Here is a 16,541-nt window from a genome sequence, read left to right as displayed (position 1 = left end):
AACAAGATACGTGGTTTTGTGCAAAGTTGAGTCTGGGTGTGTCCTAGGTTGAGCTTTGTAGAAAACACGTCATCCTCTTGGAAGTCAAAAAGATCTAGCTTGTAGGTCTACTTTTGATGTTCTGGAGAATATTTATTATACTTAGGAGATACAAATGGTCAAACAAACATTTGAAATGACTTTTGCAGGTCGTCCGCTCGTTGTTGAGGTCGGTCAAGTTGCCAAACAAGCCAACGGTGCGGTTGTTGTTCGCTATGGCGACTCGACAGTCCTTACAGCGGCAGTTATGTCTAAAAAAATGGCGACGGGCGATTTCTTCCCGCTCCAAGTCAACTATGAAGAAAAAATGTATGCCGCAGGAAAATTCCCGGGTGGCTGGATGAAGCGTGAAGGCCGTCCGTCAACTGATGCGACCTTGACAGCTCGTTTGATTGACCGTCCAATCCGTCCAATGTTTGCGGAAGGCTTCCGTAACGAAGTACAAGTCATCAACACAGTGCTTTCTTACGATCCAGATGCCTCTGCTCCAATGGCAGCCATGTTTGGTTCTTCATTGGCATTGGCAATCTCAGACATCCCATTCAACGGCCCAATCGCAGGTGTGCAGGTTGGTTATGTCAATGGTGAACTCATCATCAACCCTGACAAGGATCAAATGGAAGAGTCTCTCCTTGACTTGACAGTAGCTGGTAACAAGGACGCCATCAACATGGTAGAGTCTGGCGCTAAAGAATTGTCAGAAGACATTATGTTGGAGGCACTCCTCAAAGGTCATGCAGCTATTCAAGAACTCCTTGACTTCCAAAATCAAATCGTGGTAGCAGTCGGCAAGGAAAAAGCAGATGTGGAGCTTCTTCAAGTGGACCCAGAATTGCAGGCTGAGATTGTCGCAGCTTACAATGACGATTTGAAAAAAGCGGTGCAGGTAGAAGAAAAATTGGCCCGTGAAGATGCGACCAATGCCGTACGTGAGACCGTCATCGCAGCCTACGAAGAAAAATATGCTGAACATGAAGAATTCGACCGCATCATGCGGGATGTCCATGAAATCTTGGAACTCATGGAGCACGCAGAAGTTCGTCGTTTGATTACAGAAGACAAGGTCCGCCCAGACGGTCGCCGTGTGGATGAGATTCGTCCGCTGGACGCAGAAGTAGACTTCTTACCAAACGTTCATGGTTCAGGTCTCTTTACCCGTGGTCAAACGCAAGCTCTTTCTGTCTTGACCTTGGCTCCAATGGGTGAAACCCAAATCATCGACGGATTGGACGACGAGTACAAGAAACGCTTCTTGCACCACTACAATTTCCCACAATATTCAGTTGGCTCAACTGGTCGTTACGGTGCACCAGGTCGTCGTGAGATTGGTCACGGTGCCCTTGGTGAGCGTGCTCTTGAGCAAGTCTTGCCGAGCTTGGAAGACTTCCCTTACGCTATCCGCTTGGTAGCAGAAGTTTTGGAATCAAACGGTTCTTCATCACAGGCTTCTATTACAGCTGGTACCCTTGCCCTCATGGCAGGTGGTGTACCAATCAAGGCACCAGTTGCAGGGATCGCCATGGGTCTGATTTCAGACGGCACCAATTACACCGTCTTGACCGACATTCAAGGTCTTGAGGACCACTTCGGCGACATGGACTTTAAGGTGGCGGGAACCCGTGACGGTATCACAGCCCTTCAAATGGACATCAAGATTGACGGTATCACACCACAAATCTTGGAAGAAGCCTTGGCACAAGCTAAGAAGGCACGTTTTGAAATCCTTGATGTCATCGAAGCGACGATCCCAGAAGTTCGTCCTGACTTGGCACCAACTGCACCGAAGATTGACACTATCAAGATTGATGTAGATAAGATCAAGATTGTCATCGGTAAGGGTGGCGAAACCATCGATAAGATTATTGCAGAAACTGGCGTGAAAATCGATATTGACGAAGACGGTCTTGTGGCGATCTTCTCACCAGATCGTGCTGCGATTGAGCGGACCAAGGAAATCATTGCAGGTCTTGTTCGTGAAGCAAAAGTGGACGAAGTCTTCCAAGCAAAAGTTGTCCGTTTGGAGAAATTCGGTGCCTTTGTCAACCTCTTTGACAAGACAGATGCCCTGGTCCACGTTTCTGAAATGGCTTGGACTCGTGTCAATAAACCAGAAGACCTAGTTGAAATCGGCGATATTGTCGATGTTAAAGTCATCAAGATTGATGATAAAGGACGTATTGACGCTTCTATGAAGGCTCTTCTTCCAAAACCAGAAGGTTATGTGGAGCCAGAAAAACGTGAGCGTTCTGACAGACCACGCCGTCACAAAGATCATGACAAAAAAGACCACAAAGAGAAAAAAGATAACAACTTTGGTGAATTCAAATTCCACAAGGTTGAAAAGAAATAAGCTGAGTAGACAAGTTCGGTAGCGGGCTTGTCTTCTCGCTAGAAGGAGTGACTATGGGTTGGTGGAAGGACACCATTGAGATTGTAAAAGAAAAAGATCCGGCAGCACGGACGACCTTGGAAGTTCTTTTGACCTACCCAGGTGTCAAGGCCTTGGCTGCCCACCGTCTGTCCCACTGGATGTGGAAAAATGGCTTTAAACTCCTGGCTCGGATGCACAGCCAATTTTGGCGTTTTTGGACCAATATTGAGATTCATCCAGGTGCCGAGATTGCCTCAGGGGTCTTCATTGACCACGGAGCTGGTTTGGTTATCGGTGAAACCGCCATTATCGAATCAGGTGTCATGCTTTACCACGGCGTAACGCTGGGGGGGACAGGTAAGGATACGGGCAAACGCCACCCGACCGTGCGAAAAGGAGCCTTGGTTTCTGCCCACGCTCAAGTCATTGGTCCCATTGAGATTGGGGAAAATGCTAAAGTGGGTGCAGCTGCTGTTGTCCTAGCCGATGTTCCAGCAGATGTGACAGTGGTCGGTATGCCAGCTAAAATTGTCCGTGTGCATGGTCAAAAAGATGAGAAGGTCATTCATGACATGGAAGATGGCCGTGAACACTACACCACCAAATTGGCAGAGCTGAGAGAAGCCAGCCATCGCTCCTCACATTTGTAAGAAAGCCTTCCTATTTGAGTAGTTTTGGAGATAAGAGGTAAGTATGATTATAGCAACTAATATCCTGAATCCTAGTCAGTTATCCGCAGCAAAAACTCTGATAAGCACTGTACAATCCTATGACGGAACCTATCGTGTCCCTTACCTGTCAAATATGCTCAATTTTGACCCTGAAATGCCAGCTTTTTTCTTGGCTTATCAAGGCGAACAGTTGGTGGGACTTTTGACTGTGTATGCCGATGATGAGGATGTGGAACTTGCGATTATTGTGCATCCAACCTACCGCAGACAGGGGCTGGCACGCAAGCTTTATGATTGCTATCAGACGAAGACGGCTAACTATCCTATCGCTAGTGTGACCTTTCAGACAGAACGTGTATTTCTGGATAAGCATCCAGACCTTGCTACAGCCTGGGGCTTGGTAGAAGATACGGATACTGAGACATGGTTGGGTCGTGAACGAGTGCCTTATCAGCTCTCACAAGAGGCTGAACTCACAGTAAGTTTGGCACAGGCTCACCATGCAGACAGTATTGCACGCTGTAAGACTGCGGCATTCGGTAACGACTATGAGGTAGCGCTCCGCTACGTGCGTGAAGCCATTGCGGATGCGGATAGTTTACTTTATCTTTTGGAACATAGCGGAGCGGTTATCGGTTCTTGCACAGTAAATATCTCGACCGATGATAACTACCTTTACGGTTTAGCTATCGCACCAGACCAGCAACAAAAAGGTTACGGCACCTACTTAGTCAAAGCTGTCATCAATGACCTTATCAGGAAAAACGATAAACCTTTTCAAATCGCCGTCGAAGATGACAACCTCATCGCTAAGCGGCTGTATGAAAATATCGGTTTTACAAAGCAGACACAAGTAGTCTACTTAGACCCGAAAGAAGGTTGATATGCTACTAGAAGAATTTGAAAACACCTCGGCTGTCATTGAACCGACGGATAAAGGCATTGCAAGAAAATTAGAAAGTACAACATGTTAAAAAAATTAGTAAGACAAAACTGGCCTTATGTGTTGACCGCCATTGCTGGGACAATCATGTTTATCCTTAAATTTTCCCAAGGAAGCTGGCAGGTAGGGATGATTTGGTTGGCCACGACAGCTTATTGGCTAGTAAAATTGTATCAAAAGTATCAAGTCCTAAAGAATACTCAGAAGTAATGGAGAAACTATGATTAAAATTTACGATACCATGACCCGCAGTCTGCGTGACTTTGTGCCCTTGGAAGAGGGTAAGGTCAAGATGTATGTTTGCGGTCCGACGGTTTACAACTATATCCATATCGGTAATGCCCGCAGTGTTGTGGCTTTTGATACCATCCGCCGCTATTTTGAATATCGTGGCTTTGATGTGACTTACATCTCAAACTTTACGGATGTGGATGACAAGATTATCAAAGCTGCTAATGAAGCTGGCATGACAACCAAGGAACTGTCTGATAAATTTATTGCAGCTTTCAAGGAAGATGTGGCAAAACTGGGTGTCAAGCCTGCTACCAAAAATCCTCGTGTCATCGACTACATGGATGAAATCATCGATTTTGTGCAGGTCTTGATTGACAAGGGCTATGCCTACGAGGCGGCTGGGGATGTCTATTTCCGTGTGGAAAAGGCTGAAAACTATGCTCGTTTGGCCAACAAAACTCTGTCTGACTTGGAGGCTGGGGCTTCTGGTCGGGTTGAGGGAGAAGGTCAACTCAAAGAACATCCTTTCGACTTTGCCCTGTGGAAAACTGCCAAGCCAGGTGAAGTGTCTTGGGTAAGTCCTTGGGGAGCTGGTCGTCCAGGTTGGCATATCGAGTGTTCGGTTATGGCGACAGAGATTTTGGGAGCCACCATTGATATTCACGGTGGGGGTGCGGACTTGGAGTTCCCGCATCATACCAATGAAATCGCCCAGTCTGAGTGTAGAACGGGTCAAACCTTTGCCAACTACTGGATGCACAATGCCATGCTCAATATCAACGATGAGAAGATGTCCAAGTCCTTGGGCAATTTCCTGACAGCCCATGATATGTTGGAACAAATTGACGGTCAGGTCTTGCGCTTCTTCCTATCGACCCAGCACTACCGCCGTCCACTCAACTACACTGAGAAGGCTATTTCAGATGCGGAAATCAATCTCAAATATCTGAAAAATACTTATACACAACCTGTGCAAAACTCTGTGGATAAGTCGGGTCTTGAGTTGTATTTGGCGGCCTTTGAAGCGGCAATGGATGATGATTTCAATGCGGCAAATGGGATTACGGCTATCTTTGACTTTGCCAAATGGATCAACTCAGGCAACTACGATGAAACTGTAAAAGAAGCCTTTGGAAACATGCTCGCCGTCTTTGGTATTGTCTTTGAAGAAGAAGTCTTGGACAGCGAGATTGAAGCCTTGATAGCAGAACGTCAAGCAGCGCGTGCCAATCGGGACTTTGCGACGGCTGACCGTATTCGTGATGAATTGGCGGCTCAGGGCATCAAGCTCTTGGATACCAAGGATGGTGTGAGGTGGACACGTGACTAAGGCAGTAGATGTCAATCTCATCAATGGAATTGCTCTGGCTTTCGAAGGGGATGCTGTCTATTCTATGTATGTCAGACGGCACTTGATTTTCAAGGGACTGACCAAGCCTAACAAATTGCACGGCGAGGCCAACAAATACGTCTCGGCCAAGGCTCAGGCAAGCCTGATTTCTGCCCTCTTAGAAGCTCAGCTATTGACCAAAAAAGAGGAAGAAATCTACAAGCGGGGCCGCAATACCAATAGCCACACCAAGGCCAAGAATGCGGACGTGGTGACCTACCGGATGTCCACAGGCTTTGAGGCGGTTTTAGGCTATTTGCACATGACCGAGCAGATGGAACGCCTGGAGGAGCTGGTGGGTTGGTGTATTGACAAAATAGAAAGGGGATAAGATGGACGAAAAGGAACTTGTAAGCTGGTTTCCGCAGGCAAAGTTGTCACAAGTAGAGGGCGAATGCTCACTTCAATTGGGCGATGGATCTTATCTGGACTTGTCTGATGCAGACTTGACGGATCGGGAAGGTTACCTTTTGTCCTTGCTATCTCATCCTCGAAAGCAGGTCCAGTCAAGTCCCTGGCAGTCCTATCTACACGATCAGGGAAGGCTTCCTCAGACAGTTGAGGCCATTCAATTTATCCATATCCACCTTTGGTCACAAAAAGAGGCCCAGCTGGATGCCTGGCAGGCCATGATGACCGACCTCTTGCCCAGTCAACTGGCTCAGGTGCAGCTGACGCCTCAAGATTATCTCATTGTATTGGAGCAGGGCATCTGGATGGATCATCAGACCGTTTTACAGGACACCCTGTCGGCCTTGGAGTTCGACTTCGGCTTGCGGTTGACCCTCTTTGTTGGGCAGGTCTGGCCTAAACACGTCGCAGACCACTGGCCTCGACTCTATCAAGCAGAAGCTCAACTCTTTGCTCACTGGCGGGCACGCTACCAGCAGTCAGCCGTCCTCTCCTTTAGTCAACTCTTTCTTTGGGGACAAGGCAGAGCAGGCTTAGAATTTAGCCTGATAAAAGCCAGTATGCTGGAGCTGATTGATCAGCAGGATATGCAGGCTATCATTCTAGCCCTATGGACAGAAGGAGCTGTGGTTACCAAGGCCGCTCAAGTCCTCTATATCCACCGCAATACTCTCCAATACCGTTTGGAAAAGTGGCAGGATTTGACGGGACTCCAATTAAAAGACCTGACTGACTTGAGTTTCTGCTATCAAGTATTATTAGATAGACAATTTTGATATTTTGTGCAACTTGCACAGAATATCTTTTTTCTTTTGGTCAACTTGACATAGAAAAATAAAGCGTTTTCATTTACAATAAAACTATCAAAGAAAGCGAGGATTGGACATGGTTCAACTTAATCTTAAAAATATCTACAAAAAATACCCAAACAGCGAGCACTACTCAGTTGAAGACTTCAACTTGGACATCAAGGACAAGGAATTTATCGTATTCGTAGGTCCTTCAGGATGTGGTAAGTCAACAACTCTTCGTATGATTGCTGGTTTGGAAGATATCACAGAAGGGGAAGCGTACATCGACGGCGTATTGATGAATGATGTGGCTCCAAAAGACCGTGACATTGCCATGGTATTCCAGAACTATGCCCTCTATCCACACATGACTGTATTTGACAATATGGCTTTTGGTCTTAAGTTGCGCAAATACAGCAAGGACGAAATCAAAAAACGTGTAGAAGAAGCTGCACAAATCCTTGGCTTGACAGAATTCTTAGAACGTAAACCAGCTGACCTTTCAGGTGGACAACGCCAACGTGTTGCCATGGGTCGTGCCATCGTTCGTGATGCAAAAGTATTCTTGATGGATGAACCTTTGTCAAACTTGGATGCCAAATTGCGTGTGTCCATGCGTACAGAGATTGCTAAAATCCACCGCCGTATTGGTGCGACAACCATCTACGTAACGCACGACCAAACAGAAGCCATGACCTTGGCAGACCGTATCGTTATCATGTCTGCAACTAAGAATGAAGCCGGTACAGGTACAATCGGTCGTATCGAACAAATCGGTAGCCCAGAAGAGCTCTACAATAAACCTGTAAACAAATTTGTTGCCAGCTTCATCGGTAGCCCTGCAATGAACTTCTTTACAGTGACTCTTCAAGAAGGTGTGCTTGTTGGAGATGGTTTCAAAGTAGATCTTCCAGAAGGTCGTCGCAAGCATTTGGAAGAAAAAGGCTACAACGGCAAGAGCTTCACACTTGGTATCCGTCCAGAAGACATCAAAGCTTCTCAGTTGGAATTGGACACTTATCCAAGTTCAATTATCGAAGCGGAAGTAGTTGTGTCTGAACTTCTCGGTGCAGAAACTATGCTTTACTCTAAAGTGGGTAGCACAGAGTTTGTATCTCGTGTCGATGCACGCGACTACCACAACCCAGGAGACAAAGTTCGCTTGACCTTCAACCTCAACAAAGCACATTTCTTTGATGATGAAACAAGTAAGGCGATTGTCTAACCTTTCTAAAATCGTTCATAAAACACCTGACCGCTAGATGAAAATCTGGCGGTTTTTTGGGTTGAGAACGCATAAATACTTGTTTTTTTTATTAAATTCTATATAATAAATATAGAAAACACTTACAGGAGGTCCCCTTATGAAGAAGCTACTGAGAAAAATTCGTATAACGGCTCTTTATATTTTGCTTTATAATCTCATTTTAATCCTCTCCATTTGGTTAGGAAAGGTATCTTCCAAGGAAGAATTTATGATTGCAGTCGCAGGGAATGCAGTCATGATGGGTATATCTTTCTTGCATTTGCACAACCAAGTATCGTCATTTAGTTTATCTTTTATTACGTCGTTAACTCACCTTGTCTAACTCCAGTTATGCCTGCGGCTCGTTGCCTAGTACTAAAAGTAAACTAAAAGACTATATCAGATGAATTTCATGGAAAAGTAGAAGAACCGTCGGCTTAAACTGACGGTTCTTGGTCTTTATAGACTTCGTAAAAGTCAACCTTGAGGCGAATAAAAGCCTCCATATCGTGTAGGAGTTGGAAGAGGGTGGCACGGGTTTCAAATTCTTCTCGGGTTTGTGGCAGAGGTCGCTCGCGGAAGGTGGCATGGAAGAGTTCGATATCAAGGAGCAGTTCCTTGGCGGAGTTTTCTCGGCTCAGTTGCTGGGCTGCTCGCTCGAAGAGGCTGGACAGGATGACATTTTCTCTGCCTTCCAGTAAACATTTGTTGATATTTCCTGCCATGGTTCGCAGGATTTTGTTTTGTGCGGCCCGCATTTCAAAGTAATGGACCTGGTAGTTGGTCTGCTGGAAGAGCTGGTTGTGGCGGTCTAGGTAGACGACTTTCAGGGCTTGCTCCAAGGTCTGATCCAGCTGCGTAATCAATTCTGCCTCGTTTCGTCCGTCGCCGTTAAGTAGAAAGGCTTCAAAGCGGAGGAGAATCTGCTTGAGCAGGTCTTCGACTTGGTCGTGGTAGGCCTGGATTTTCTTTTCTTGCGAGGGCATATAGAGGTTGAACAGGAGTGCCAGTCCTGCCCCAATCAGAAAAAGCGCCAGCTCATTTCCCAAAAAAATCAGCGAAATATCCTGCTCCAGCAAGAGATGGGTGATGAGGACGGTCGAGGGGGCAATGCCTGCCTCCCAGTTGAAACGGTAGGCCAGGGGGACGTAGAGGGCTAGGTAGATGCCCAGGGTCCAGATGCCAAAGCCAAATAGGGTGAAGGTCAGGACGGCGATGGTCAGGGCCAGGAGGGTGGAAAAGAGGCGGTTGCGGGCCATTTTGAAGCTGGACTTGCGGGTATCGAGGACGCTGAGAATGGCGATGATACCGGCAGCTGTCGCATAGGACAAACCCAGGGCGGTCGCTAGGTAAATAGCCAGAACGGTGGCAAATATCAGTTTAATCGTTCGGAGGGAGAGGGACATGGGGGCTCCTTTGGTTTTAGTCTTCTTTTTATTGTACCATAAAACCCTCCTAAGGTTAGGAGGGTTGAATTTATGCAAACAAAGCAATAATACCGACTACCAAATAGCAGACTAGCTTGTAGCTTTCGTTGATGAGGATGAGGTTGATAGGGCGTTGCTTAAAGACGTAGTTTTTCAATGAAGCAAGGACCGCAATCACGCCCATGCCACCAGCTGCGTGGAGTGGTGAAACATCAAGGGTTTTGATGAAGAAAATAGCCACAACAGCAGTCAGTACTTCAATGACAAGGGAAATCACCATTTCCTTCTGACCATTTTTTCCAGCCTGACGGTCTGCTTCTACCTTAGTCATGTCAATGCCTGAAGCCTTGATCCAAGCATCGCGGAAAATCAAACCATACCACAATCCACCAATAGCAAAGGCAATCAGACCTGCCACAATTCCAAAAATAAGTGTCATAAAATCTCCTTTTTCGATTCCGTTTGTACGGACAAGTAATAGGCATAAGGATACCACACTATCTAACCGTGGGCAACTATTTGAGTTGAAGTATAGAGGGAAGATTTAAAGAAAAGTAAAATCTAATTGTTTGCACAGGCACTTTTATATATGCCCTGTTATACTAAGTATAACAGGTATTGCATTACCATGCAATACCAATCCTATAAGCTCTGGAGTAGATTTTAAGCGATGAAGAGAGGGAGAGTTAAGTGCAATGAATTCTTTTGAGAAACAGCAACGACACAATGAAAAAATTAGGAGTATGAATGCACAAGCACGAGCCATGAGTGCTCAAGCAATAGCACTTCAAAAACAAAATAACATTTTGCAAAAAGAGCATGAGCGTCAAATTGAAAAAGAGTTTAAGGATAGAATTTTTCAATTACGATTGCACTTAGCACAGGTTACGGATGAGAGTCAACGATTTGTCATCCAGCAAATGCTTAGCGAAGCTGAGGAAGATTATGAGAATTATCAAAGAGAGCAAGCTGAGAAACGTTTGGCAGACGCAAAAAGACGAAAGATATGGCTAATCATTTCAAGTATTGTGGCTGTGTTAGGAATGGCTGGCTTATATTTTGTATACCAAGATATTTCTCAAGTTACAGTTCCTGAATTATATGGTATTGAGCTATCTGAAGCTAAGGATTTACTGTATGAAGAGGGGTTAAAAGTTGGTACAATAACAGAAGTTGGTGGACAGTCAGTTCAGCCTGGGATGGTTAGTGTATCTTCTCCAAGTAGTGGGAAGAAGGTAAAGCGGGGAAGTGCGGTTAACTTAATTATTGCTAAAAATGTAGATGCAAAGGATACTACCGTAGTTGAGGATGGTTCGACTAGTGAGGTAGCAACTAGTAAGACAGCTGGAAGTTTGCAAGCTTCTAGCCAGTCTCAGGTAGGTAGCGCCGTTCAATCGTTTACTGTGGATATTAAAAAACAAGGACTGGTTATTCGTCAGGAACCTAGTTTATCTGGAGAAGTTGTGACCAATATAGAACCTGGAACGTACACGATAGTTGAGACGACTCAAAAGGAAGGACATAGTTGGGGCAGATTAAAGTCAGGACAGGGTTGGATTTCGTTGACAGATTTGCATAATCCTGTACCGCAGGTTGATACCAAAAACTTAACGACAGATCAGGTAAAAGCTTGGGTCATGGATGATTTATTTAGCCGTAGCGTCATGATTGAAAAGTATCGAAAAGACCAGGTTGTCATAAGTGTTCGTATAGCTGAAGATGGTCTAGTATATGCAGATGTAACTGTACCATCAGACCCTAATTTTGAACCACGAGATTGGAGTTATCGGATTAATAGTCGTGGGGAGTTGGAAGCTAGTGAGTATGATACAGATCCGGAACAAGGGGGTGTCAACTGGTATGTTGCCCAACATTATTATCTGGAAAACGGTGTGAACTAAGAAAGCTGAGAAATTCTCGGCTTTTTCCTTTTCAAAAATATGCTATAATACTCTTATGGAACATAATGATATTGTATATGGTGTACATGCTGTGGTGGAGAGTTTGGAGGCCAACACCGGCAACAAGCTCTACATCCAGGATGATTTACGCGGAAAAAATGTAGAAAAAATCAAGGCCCTCGCGGCAGAGAAAAAGGTGTCGATTTCTTGGACGCCCAAGAAGACCCTGTCGGACATGACAGAAGGTGCGGTCCACCAAGGCTTTGTCCTGCGGGTTTCTGAGTTTGCCTATGCGGACCTGTCGGTGATTTTGGAAAAGGCAGAGCAGGAAGACAATCCCCTCATTCTCATCTTGGACGGTCTGACAGACACCCACAACTTTGGCTCGATTTTGCGGACCGCAGATGCCACTCAGGTAGCTGGCATCATCATTCCCAAGCACCGAGCAGTTGGGGTGACCCCAGTTGTGGCAAAGACCTCAACAGGTGCGGTGGCCCATGTCCCAATCGCCCGAGTGACCAATCTTAGCCAAACCCTCGACAAACTCAAGGAGGCTGGTTTCTGGGTATTTGGTACCGATATGAACGGAACCCCAAGCCACAAGTGGAACACAGCTGGTAAGCTGGCCCTGATTATCGGCAACGAAGGTAAGGGCATTTCCAGCAATATCAAAAAGCAGGTGGATGAGATGATTACTATTCCTATGAAGGGCCATGTCCAATCTCTCAACGCCAGCGTAGCAGCCGCTGTGCTCATGTACGAAGTATTTCGGAAGAAAATCTAAATGAAAGAAAAAGTTCTCATTGTAGATGGCTACAACATGATTGCCTTTTGGCAGGCCACTAAGCAAGATTTTAAAAAGGGAGACTTGGATGCGGCCAGAACGACCTTGCTTCGAACCCTGTCTCACTACGCAGCCTTTGAACAGATTGAGGTGATTTGTGTCTTTGATGCCCACCATGTGCCAGGTCTTCGCCAGCAATATGATGAATTCAAGGTATCGGTCATTTTTACAGAGGAGGAAGAGACGGCAGATAGCTATATCGAACGGCTCAGCGCCCAGCTCAATAGTGACCGTCGCAAGCAGGTTTCCGTCGCAACCAGCGACCTCAACGAACAATGGGTGGTCTTCTCGCAAGGGGTCTTACGGGTTTCGGCGCGTGAGTTGGAGGAGAGAACCAGGGTTATCAAGAAGGACTTGGACAAGTTTGTGGACCAGGTCGAACTCTACACCCCACGGCTCAATCCCTGGTCAGATGGGAATTTTCAAGCCTTAAAAGAAATGATGGAGGAAATGAAAGAGTGACATTTACAATCGTAACCGATTCGACATCGGATTTGCCAATCAGCTGGGTCCAAGAAAATGATGTGACTGTGCTTGGTTTGACCATTAACCTAGATGGCGTAACCTATGAAACAGTCGGTGAAAACCGCTTGACCTCAGCAGCATTACTGGAGAAAATGGCTTCTGGCAGTCAGCCGACAACCAGTCAGGTCAATGTTGGTCAGTTTGAAGAAGTTTTTGAAGCAGCAGCCAAGGAAGGCAAAGAGGTACTTTACCTCGCTTTCTCAGCAGCTCTTTCAGGGACCTATCAGAGCGGAACCATTGCACGCGATATGGTCTTGGACAACTACCCAGATGCTGTTATCGAAATAGTGGATACCAAGGCAGCAACGATTGGCGAAGGCTATCTGGTCATGCAGGCGGCTCAAGCACGAGCTGCGGGCAAGTCTTTGGCTGAGACCAAGGCACTCATTGAAGAATTGGTGCCACGTTTGCGGACCTATCTCTTGGTTGACGACCTTAACCACTTGGTGCGTGGTGGCCGCTTGTCCAAGGCAGCAGCCCTAATCGGTGGTTTGGTCAATATTAAACCTCTCCTTGCACTCAATGCGGAAGGGAAGTTAGAAGCCATTGCCAAAATTCGTGGCCGTAAAAAAGGGATTAAGGAAATGCTGAACCTGACCTTGGACAACTTGGATCATTCTACGGTCATGGTGGCCTATACAGGTGATATTGAGGCGGCTGAAGCGATTAAGGCAACCTTGTTGGAAGACAGCCGTGTTACTGATGTGCTCTTGACAGAGTTAGGGCCAATTATTGCCACCCATACAGGTACAGGGGTGCTAGCTATCCTATCCATCAATAAGAAAGAGAGATAATCTCTTTTCTTTATTCACACAAAAAGAAAACGGTTACAAATAACAAAACATATCCATTTGGAGGTTCTTATGAAACGTTTATTGTCATGCTATGCCAGTGATATCGTGGGAGCGACCAAGGAGGAGCTCAAGCAGTCCATCTTGTCCAGTGAAGGTCGGATTATTATGGGAGAAACAGTGGTCACAGCGGCTCCCTTGATTGCGGGGGTGACCAATGCGGAGATGATGGCTGCTTTTGGTTGTGACCTCTTGGTGCTCAACGAATTGGATGTCTTTCATCCGGAGATTGTTGGTTTTTATGACTGCGACAATCCTATCGCGGAAATCAAGCGGTTGACAGGTCGATTGGTCGGGATTAACTTGGAGCCTGTGGATAGCAGCCAAGAGGTCCAAGACCAGCAGATTTTTCTCAAACCGGGTCGTCAGGTCAGTCCAGAAAGTCTGGAACAGGCCCAAGCCCTTGGCGTAGACTTCATCATGCTGACAGGTAATCCTGCTACGGGTGTGTCCATGGCTGCAATTCGCTCTGCTATTGGCCTTGCCAAAGAACACTTTGGGGGCCTCATCTTTGCGGGGAAAATGCACGGTGCGGGTCTGGGAGAGTCGGTCGTGGACAGCCAAGCCCTGCTGGACTTTGTGGACTTGGGGGCTGACGGTGTTCTTATTCCTGCGGTTGGAACGGTGCCGGGCGTGCGGGAGGAAATCGTGGCACCGATCGTCAGTCAGGTCAAGGCGCGTGGTGGTCTGGTTATTTCGACCATTGGGACCAGTCAGGAGAGTGCGGACAGCCAGACGGTGCGGGAGTTTGGGCTCAGCAACAAGCGGGTGGGCTCGGACATCCACCATATTGGAGACGGGGGCTACGGTCGTATGCCTGACCCTGAAAATATCTTGGCTCTGTCCTTGGCGGTCAGAGGCAAACGGCACACCTATTTCAAAATGGGGCAATCGGTAAGAAGATAGGGATTTGGTGTCATTTTTCTGCTGTAACTGTTCGCTTTTTCTATCCTTGCTTTAGCCTGGAGAAAAAATAAAAAAAGTAAAGTAAAATAGCTTGACGGAGAACAGTAGTTTTGATAGAATGGTATACGGTATTGTTTACCCCATTTGAAAGGCCCCGGAACCTTCCAAATACCTGCGGACCGGAACATCCGCCCAGTAAACAAAAACGATTCGTATAGGAGAAATCATGAACAAAACAACATTTATGGCTAAACCAGGCCAAGTTGAACGTAAATGGTATGTAGTAGACGCTACTGATGTACCTCTTGGACGTCTTTCTGCAGTAGTTGCTAGCGTACTTCGCGGAAAAAACAAACCAACTTTCACACCTCACACTGATACTGGTGACTTCGTTATCGTTATCAACGCTGAGAAAGTGAAATTGACTGGTAAAAAAGCAACTGATAAGATTTACTACACTCACTCAAACCACCCAGGCGGATTGAAATCAATCTCAGCTGGTGAATTGCGTTCTAAAAACGCTGTTCGTTTGATTGAAAAATCAGTTAAGGGTATGCTTCCACACAACACACTTGGTCGTGCACAAGGCATGAAATTGAAAGTGTTTGTAGGTGCTGAGCACACTCACGCTGCACAACAACCAGAAGTACTTGATATTTCAGGTCTTATCTAAGGGAAAGGACGTAATCTAAATGGCACAAGCACAATACACAGGTACTGGTCGTCGTAAAAACGCGGTTGCACGCGTACGTTTGGTCCCAGGTACTGGTAAAATCACAGTAAACAAAAAAGATGTAGAAGAGTACATCCCACACGCTGACCTTCGTTTGGTTATCAACCAACCATTCGCAGTAACTTCAACTCAAGGTTCATACGACGTTTTTGTTAACGTGAACGGTGGTGGTTACGGTGGTCAATCAGGTGCGATCCGTCATGGTATCGCGCGTGCATTGCTTCAAGTAGACCCAGACTTCCGCGATTCATTGAAACGCGCAGGCCTTCTTACACGTGACGCTCGTATGGTTGAACGTAAGAAACCAGGTCTTAAGAAAGCACGTAAAGCATCACAATTCAGTAAACGTTAATATACCGCGATATATCAACGTTTCAAAGCGCTCGCAGGGTTTTCCCTACGGGTGCTTTTTTCGTGTAATTTTTGAAAAGTATTTTTTCAAAAATTGTACACCAATTTTATTTGAGGTTTTCTTTGGATAAGGCGCTAATGAAATCTAGTAGTGTTCGTTGGAAAATGGTATAATAGGTGGAGATATAAACGTTTTCAAGGAGTAGGTTTTGGAAGAGAGCTTAATTAAATCAAAACAACGTGTTCAAAAACATGGAGAAGTCTTTACACCTGCTTGGATGGTTCAGAAAATGCTGGATACTCCTGGAGTGAAAGAAGCTTGTGAAAGTGTATATAAGACCTTTTTAGAGCCATCTGCAGGCGATGGAAATTTTTTGCAAGCAATTTTAGAGAGAAAGCTAGAGGCTGTGGTCAGACAGTATGACAAACGAAATTGGAAAACAAAGTCTTTAGTTGCTCTCTCGTCCATCTATGGCATAGAGTTTTTAGAAGATAATTTGGAAGTGGCACGTTCACGGATGTTTCTTTGTTATTTAGACTGGTACGAGCAAGCTTTTGGAACTAGACTAAATAGTAAAAATGATATCTATCAATCAGCACACTATCTTATTCATAAAAATATTGTGAGAGGAAATACTTTGACTCAGCAGCATCCAGTTACAGGGGAGCCTATCAGGTTCAATGAGTGGCAACTGGTCAAAGGTCATCCAAGTTTGGTAAGAAAAATTCCTTTTGCACTTTCAGAACTTTTGGGTAAGGAAGTAGAAGACGATCGGACAGTCGTGGAAGGACAACTGAGTTTTTTTGATATAGATGATGAATTTATGATTGAGAATGAATCTGTTAAAAAAGCAGATACGATAAAAGAGATAACCATTCAAAAAGTGTATTTACTAGGAGATTAGGC

At 45.7% G+C, this 16,541-nt stretch carries 18 protein-coding genes; 16 read left to right on the top strand and 2 right to left on the bottom strand.

Annotated elements, in window-relative coordinates; genetic code table 11:
* The first annotated feature begins 154 nt into the window (after positions 1–154).
* The 8 genes from pnp to P7J58_RS03335 all read left to right on the top strand — a co-directional run bounded on the left by pnp (position 155) and on the right by P7J58_RS03335 (position 8,439).
* Positions 155–2,389 carry a polyribonucleotide nucleotidyltransferase gene (gene pnp / locus P7J58_RS03370; RefSeq protein ID WP_408555692.1) on the top strand — a complete coding sequence of 745 codons (2,235 nt, stop codon included), beginning with the start codon at positions 155–157 and terminating at the stop codon, positions 2,387–2,389.
* Between the two features lie 53 nt (positions 2,390–2,442).
* Positions 2,443–3,060 (top strand): serine O-acetyltransferase, encoded by a 618-nt coding sequence (gene cysE / locus P7J58_RS03365; RefSeq protein ID WP_408555691.1) that lies wholly within the window; start codon positions 2,443–2,445, stop codon positions 3,058–3,060.
* 43 nt (positions 3,061–3,103) lie between these two features.
* Complete coding sequence (locus P7J58_RS03360) at positions 3,104–3,964, top strand: GNAT family N-acetyltransferase (protein ID WP_408555690.1); 861 nt, start codon at positions 3,104–3,106, stop codon at positions 3,962–3,964.
* Between the two features lie 280 nt (positions 3,965–4,244).
* Positions 4,245–5,588, top strand: coding sequence for a cysteine--tRNA ligase (gene cysS, locus P7J58_RS03355; protein WP_408555689.1), 1,344 nt, complete (start codon positions 4,245–4,247; stop codon positions 5,586–5,588).
* Positions 5,581–5,979 carry a Mini-ribonuclease 3 gene (locus P7J58_RS03350; protein WP_408555688.1) on the top strand — a complete coding sequence of 133 codons (399 nt, stop codon included), beginning with the start codon at positions 5,581–5,583 and terminating at the stop codon, positions 5,977–5,979. The genes cysS and P7J58_RS03350 overlap by 8 nt, the downstream gene beginning before the upstream one ends.
* 1 nt (position 5,980) lies before the next feature.
* Positions 5,981–6,835: a helix-turn-helix domain-containing protein gene (locus tag P7J58_RS03345; RefSeq protein WP_408555687.1), complete on the top strand. Its 855-nt coding sequence runs from the start codon at positions 5,981–5,983 to the stop codon at positions 6,833–6,835.
* A 109-nt stretch (positions 6,836–6,944) separates the two neighbouring features.
* Entirely contained in the window at positions 6,945–8,075 is a 1,131-nt protein-coding gene (locus tag P7J58_RS03340) for an ABC transporter ATP-binding protein (RefSeq protein WP_024378280.1), read from the top strand.
* A 139-nt stretch (positions 8,076–8,214) separates the two neighbouring features.
* On the top strand, positions 8,215–8,439 hold the full coding sequence (locus P7J58_RS03335) for a hypothetical protein (RefSeq protein ID WP_408555686.1): 225 nt from the start codon (positions 8,215–8,217) through the stop codon (positions 8,437–8,439).
* 94 nt (positions 8,440–8,533) lie between these two features.
* Here P7J58_RS03335 and P7J58_RS03330 read toward each other — a convergent pair whose 3' ends face one another.
* On the bottom strand, positions 8,534–9,502 hold the full coding sequence (locus tag P7J58_RS03330; RefSeq protein ID WP_408555685.1) for an aromatic acid exporter family protein: 969 nt from the start codon (positions 9,500–9,502) through the stop codon (positions 8,534–8,536).
* Positions 9,503–9,572: 70 nt separating this feature from the next.
* Entirely contained in the window at positions 9,573–9,962 is a 390-nt protein-coding gene (locus tag P7J58_RS03325; protein WP_408555684.1) for a DUF1761 domain-containing protein, read from the bottom strand.
* A gap of 304 nt (positions 9,963–10,266) precedes the next feature.
* Here P7J58_RS03325 and P7J58_RS03320 point away from each other — a divergent pair, with 304 nt between their 5' ends.
* The 8 genes from P7J58_RS03320 (at position 10,267) to P7J58_RS03285 (ending at position 16,539) form a co-directional block, all read left to right on the top strand.
* Complete coding sequence (locus P7J58_RS03320) at positions 10,267–11,424, top strand: PASTA domain-containing protein (protein ID WP_408555683.1); 1,158 nt, start codon at positions 10,267–10,269, stop codon at positions 11,422–11,424.
* A 55-nt stretch (positions 11,425–11,479) separates the two neighbouring features.
* Complete coding sequence (rlmB, locus tag P7J58_RS03315; protein WP_408555682.1) at positions 11,480–12,208, top strand: 23S rRNA (guanosine(2251)-2'-O)-methyltransferase RlmB; 729 nt, start codon at positions 11,480–11,482, stop codon at positions 12,206–12,208.
* The gene (locus P7J58_RS03310; protein WP_408555681.1) at positions 12,209–12,730 is read left to right on the top strand and encodes an NYN domain-containing protein; all 522 of its coding nucleotides are present in this window, start codon (positions 12,209–12,211) and stop codon (positions 12,728–12,730) included.
* The gene (locus tag P7J58_RS03305) at positions 12,727–13,587 is read left to right on the top strand and encodes a DegV family protein (RefSeq protein ID WP_408555680.1); all 861 of its coding nucleotides are present in this window, start codon (positions 12,727–12,729) and stop codon (positions 13,585–13,587) included. Before P7J58_RS03310 ends, P7J58_RS03305 begins: the two co-directional genes overlap by 4 nt.
* 69 nt (positions 13,588–13,656) lie before the next feature.
* Positions 13,657–14,550 carry a haloacid dehalogenase-like hydrolase gene (locus P7J58_RS03300; protein ID WP_408555679.1) on the top strand — a complete coding sequence of 298 codons (894 nt, stop codon included), beginning with the start codon at positions 13,657–13,659 and terminating at the stop codon, positions 14,548–14,550.
* Positions 14,551–14,776: 226 nt separating this feature from the next.
* Positions 14,777–15,223, top strand: a complete 447-nt coding sequence (gene rplM / locus P7J58_RS03295; protein ID WP_002876943.1) for a 50S ribosomal protein L13 — start codon at positions 14,777–14,779, stop codon at positions 15,221–15,223.
* Between the two features lie 19 nt (positions 15,224–15,242).
* Positions 15,243–15,635, top strand: a complete 393-nt coding sequence (gene rpsI, locus P7J58_RS03290) for a 30S ribosomal protein S9 (protein WP_002942223.1) — start codon at positions 15,243–15,245, stop codon at positions 15,633–15,635.
* A 208-nt stretch (positions 15,636–15,843) separates the two neighbouring features.
* The gene (locus P7J58_RS03285; RefSeq protein ID WP_002942225.1) at positions 15,844–16,539 is read left to right on the top strand and encodes a hypothetical protein; all 696 of its coding nucleotides are present in this window, start codon (positions 15,844–15,846) and stop codon (positions 16,537–16,539) included.
* Positions 16,540–16,541: the final 2 nt, after the last annotated feature.

The sequence above is a fragment of the Streptococcus suis genome, from assembly GCF_046032535.1.
Lineage (GTDB): Bacteria > Bacillota > Bacilli > Lactobacillales > Streptococcaceae > Streptococcus > Streptococcus suis_AK.
This window is presented reverse-complemented; position numbering and strand designations above follow the sequence as displayed.

Excerpts from the sequence above, each read along its gene's own strand:
- pnp (WP_408555692.1), top strand. The coding sequence starts at position 155 with ATGGTCAAACAAACATTTGAAATGACTTTTGCAGGTCGTCCGCTCGTT.
- cysE (WP_408555691.1), top strand. The coding sequence starts at position 2,443 with ATGGGTTGGTGGAAGGACACCATTGAGATTGTAAAAGAAAAAGATCCG.
- P7J58_RS03360 (WP_408555690.1), top strand. The coding sequence starts at position 3,104 with ATGATTATAGCAACTAATATCCTGAATCCTAGTCAGTTATCCGCAGCA.
- cysS (WP_408555689.1), top strand. The coding sequence starts at position 4,245 with ATGATTAAAATTTACGATACCATGACCCGCAGTCTGCGTGACTTTGTG.
- P7J58_RS03345 (WP_408555687.1), top strand. The coding sequence starts at position 5,981 with ATGGACGAAAAGGAACTTGTAAGCTGGTTTCCGCAGGCAAAGTTGTCA.
- P7J58_RS03340 (WP_024378280.1), top strand. The coding sequence starts at position 6,945 with ATGGTTCAACTTAATCTTAAAAATATCTACAAAAAATACCCAAACAGC.
- P7J58_RS03335 (WP_408555686.1), top strand. The coding sequence starts at position 8,215 with ATGAAGAAGCTACTGAGAAAAATTCGTATAACGGCTCTTTATATTTTG.
- P7J58_RS03330 (WP_408555685.1), bottom strand. The coding sequence starts at position 9,502 with ATGTCCCTCTCCCTCCGAACGATTAAACTGATATTTGCCACCGTTCTG.
- P7J58_RS03325 (WP_408555684.1), bottom strand. The coding sequence starts at position 9,962 with ATGACACTTATTTTTGGAATTGTGGCAGGTCTGATTGCCTTTGCTATT.
- P7J58_RS03320 (WP_408555683.1), top strand. The coding sequence starts at position 10,267 with ATGAATGCACAAGCACGAGCCATGAGTGCTCAAGCAATAGCACTTCAA.
- rlmB (WP_408555682.1), top strand. The coding sequence starts at position 11,480 with ATGGAACATAATGATATTGTATATGGTGTACATGCTGTGGTGGAGAGT.
- P7J58_RS03310 (WP_408555681.1), top strand. The coding sequence starts at position 12,209 with ATGAAAGAAAAAGTTCTCATTGTAGATGGCTACAACATGATTGCCTTT.
- P7J58_RS03300 (WP_408555679.1), top strand. The coding sequence starts at position 13,657 with ATGAAACGTTTATTGTCATGCTATGCCAGTGATATCGTGGGAGCGACC.
- rplM (WP_002876943.1), top strand. The coding sequence starts at position 14,777 with ATGAACAAAACAACATTTATGGCTAAACCAGGCCAAGTTGAACGTAAA.
- rpsI (WP_002942223.1), top strand. The coding sequence starts at position 15,243 with ATGGCACAAGCACAATACACAGGTACTGGTCGTCGTAAAAACGCGGTT.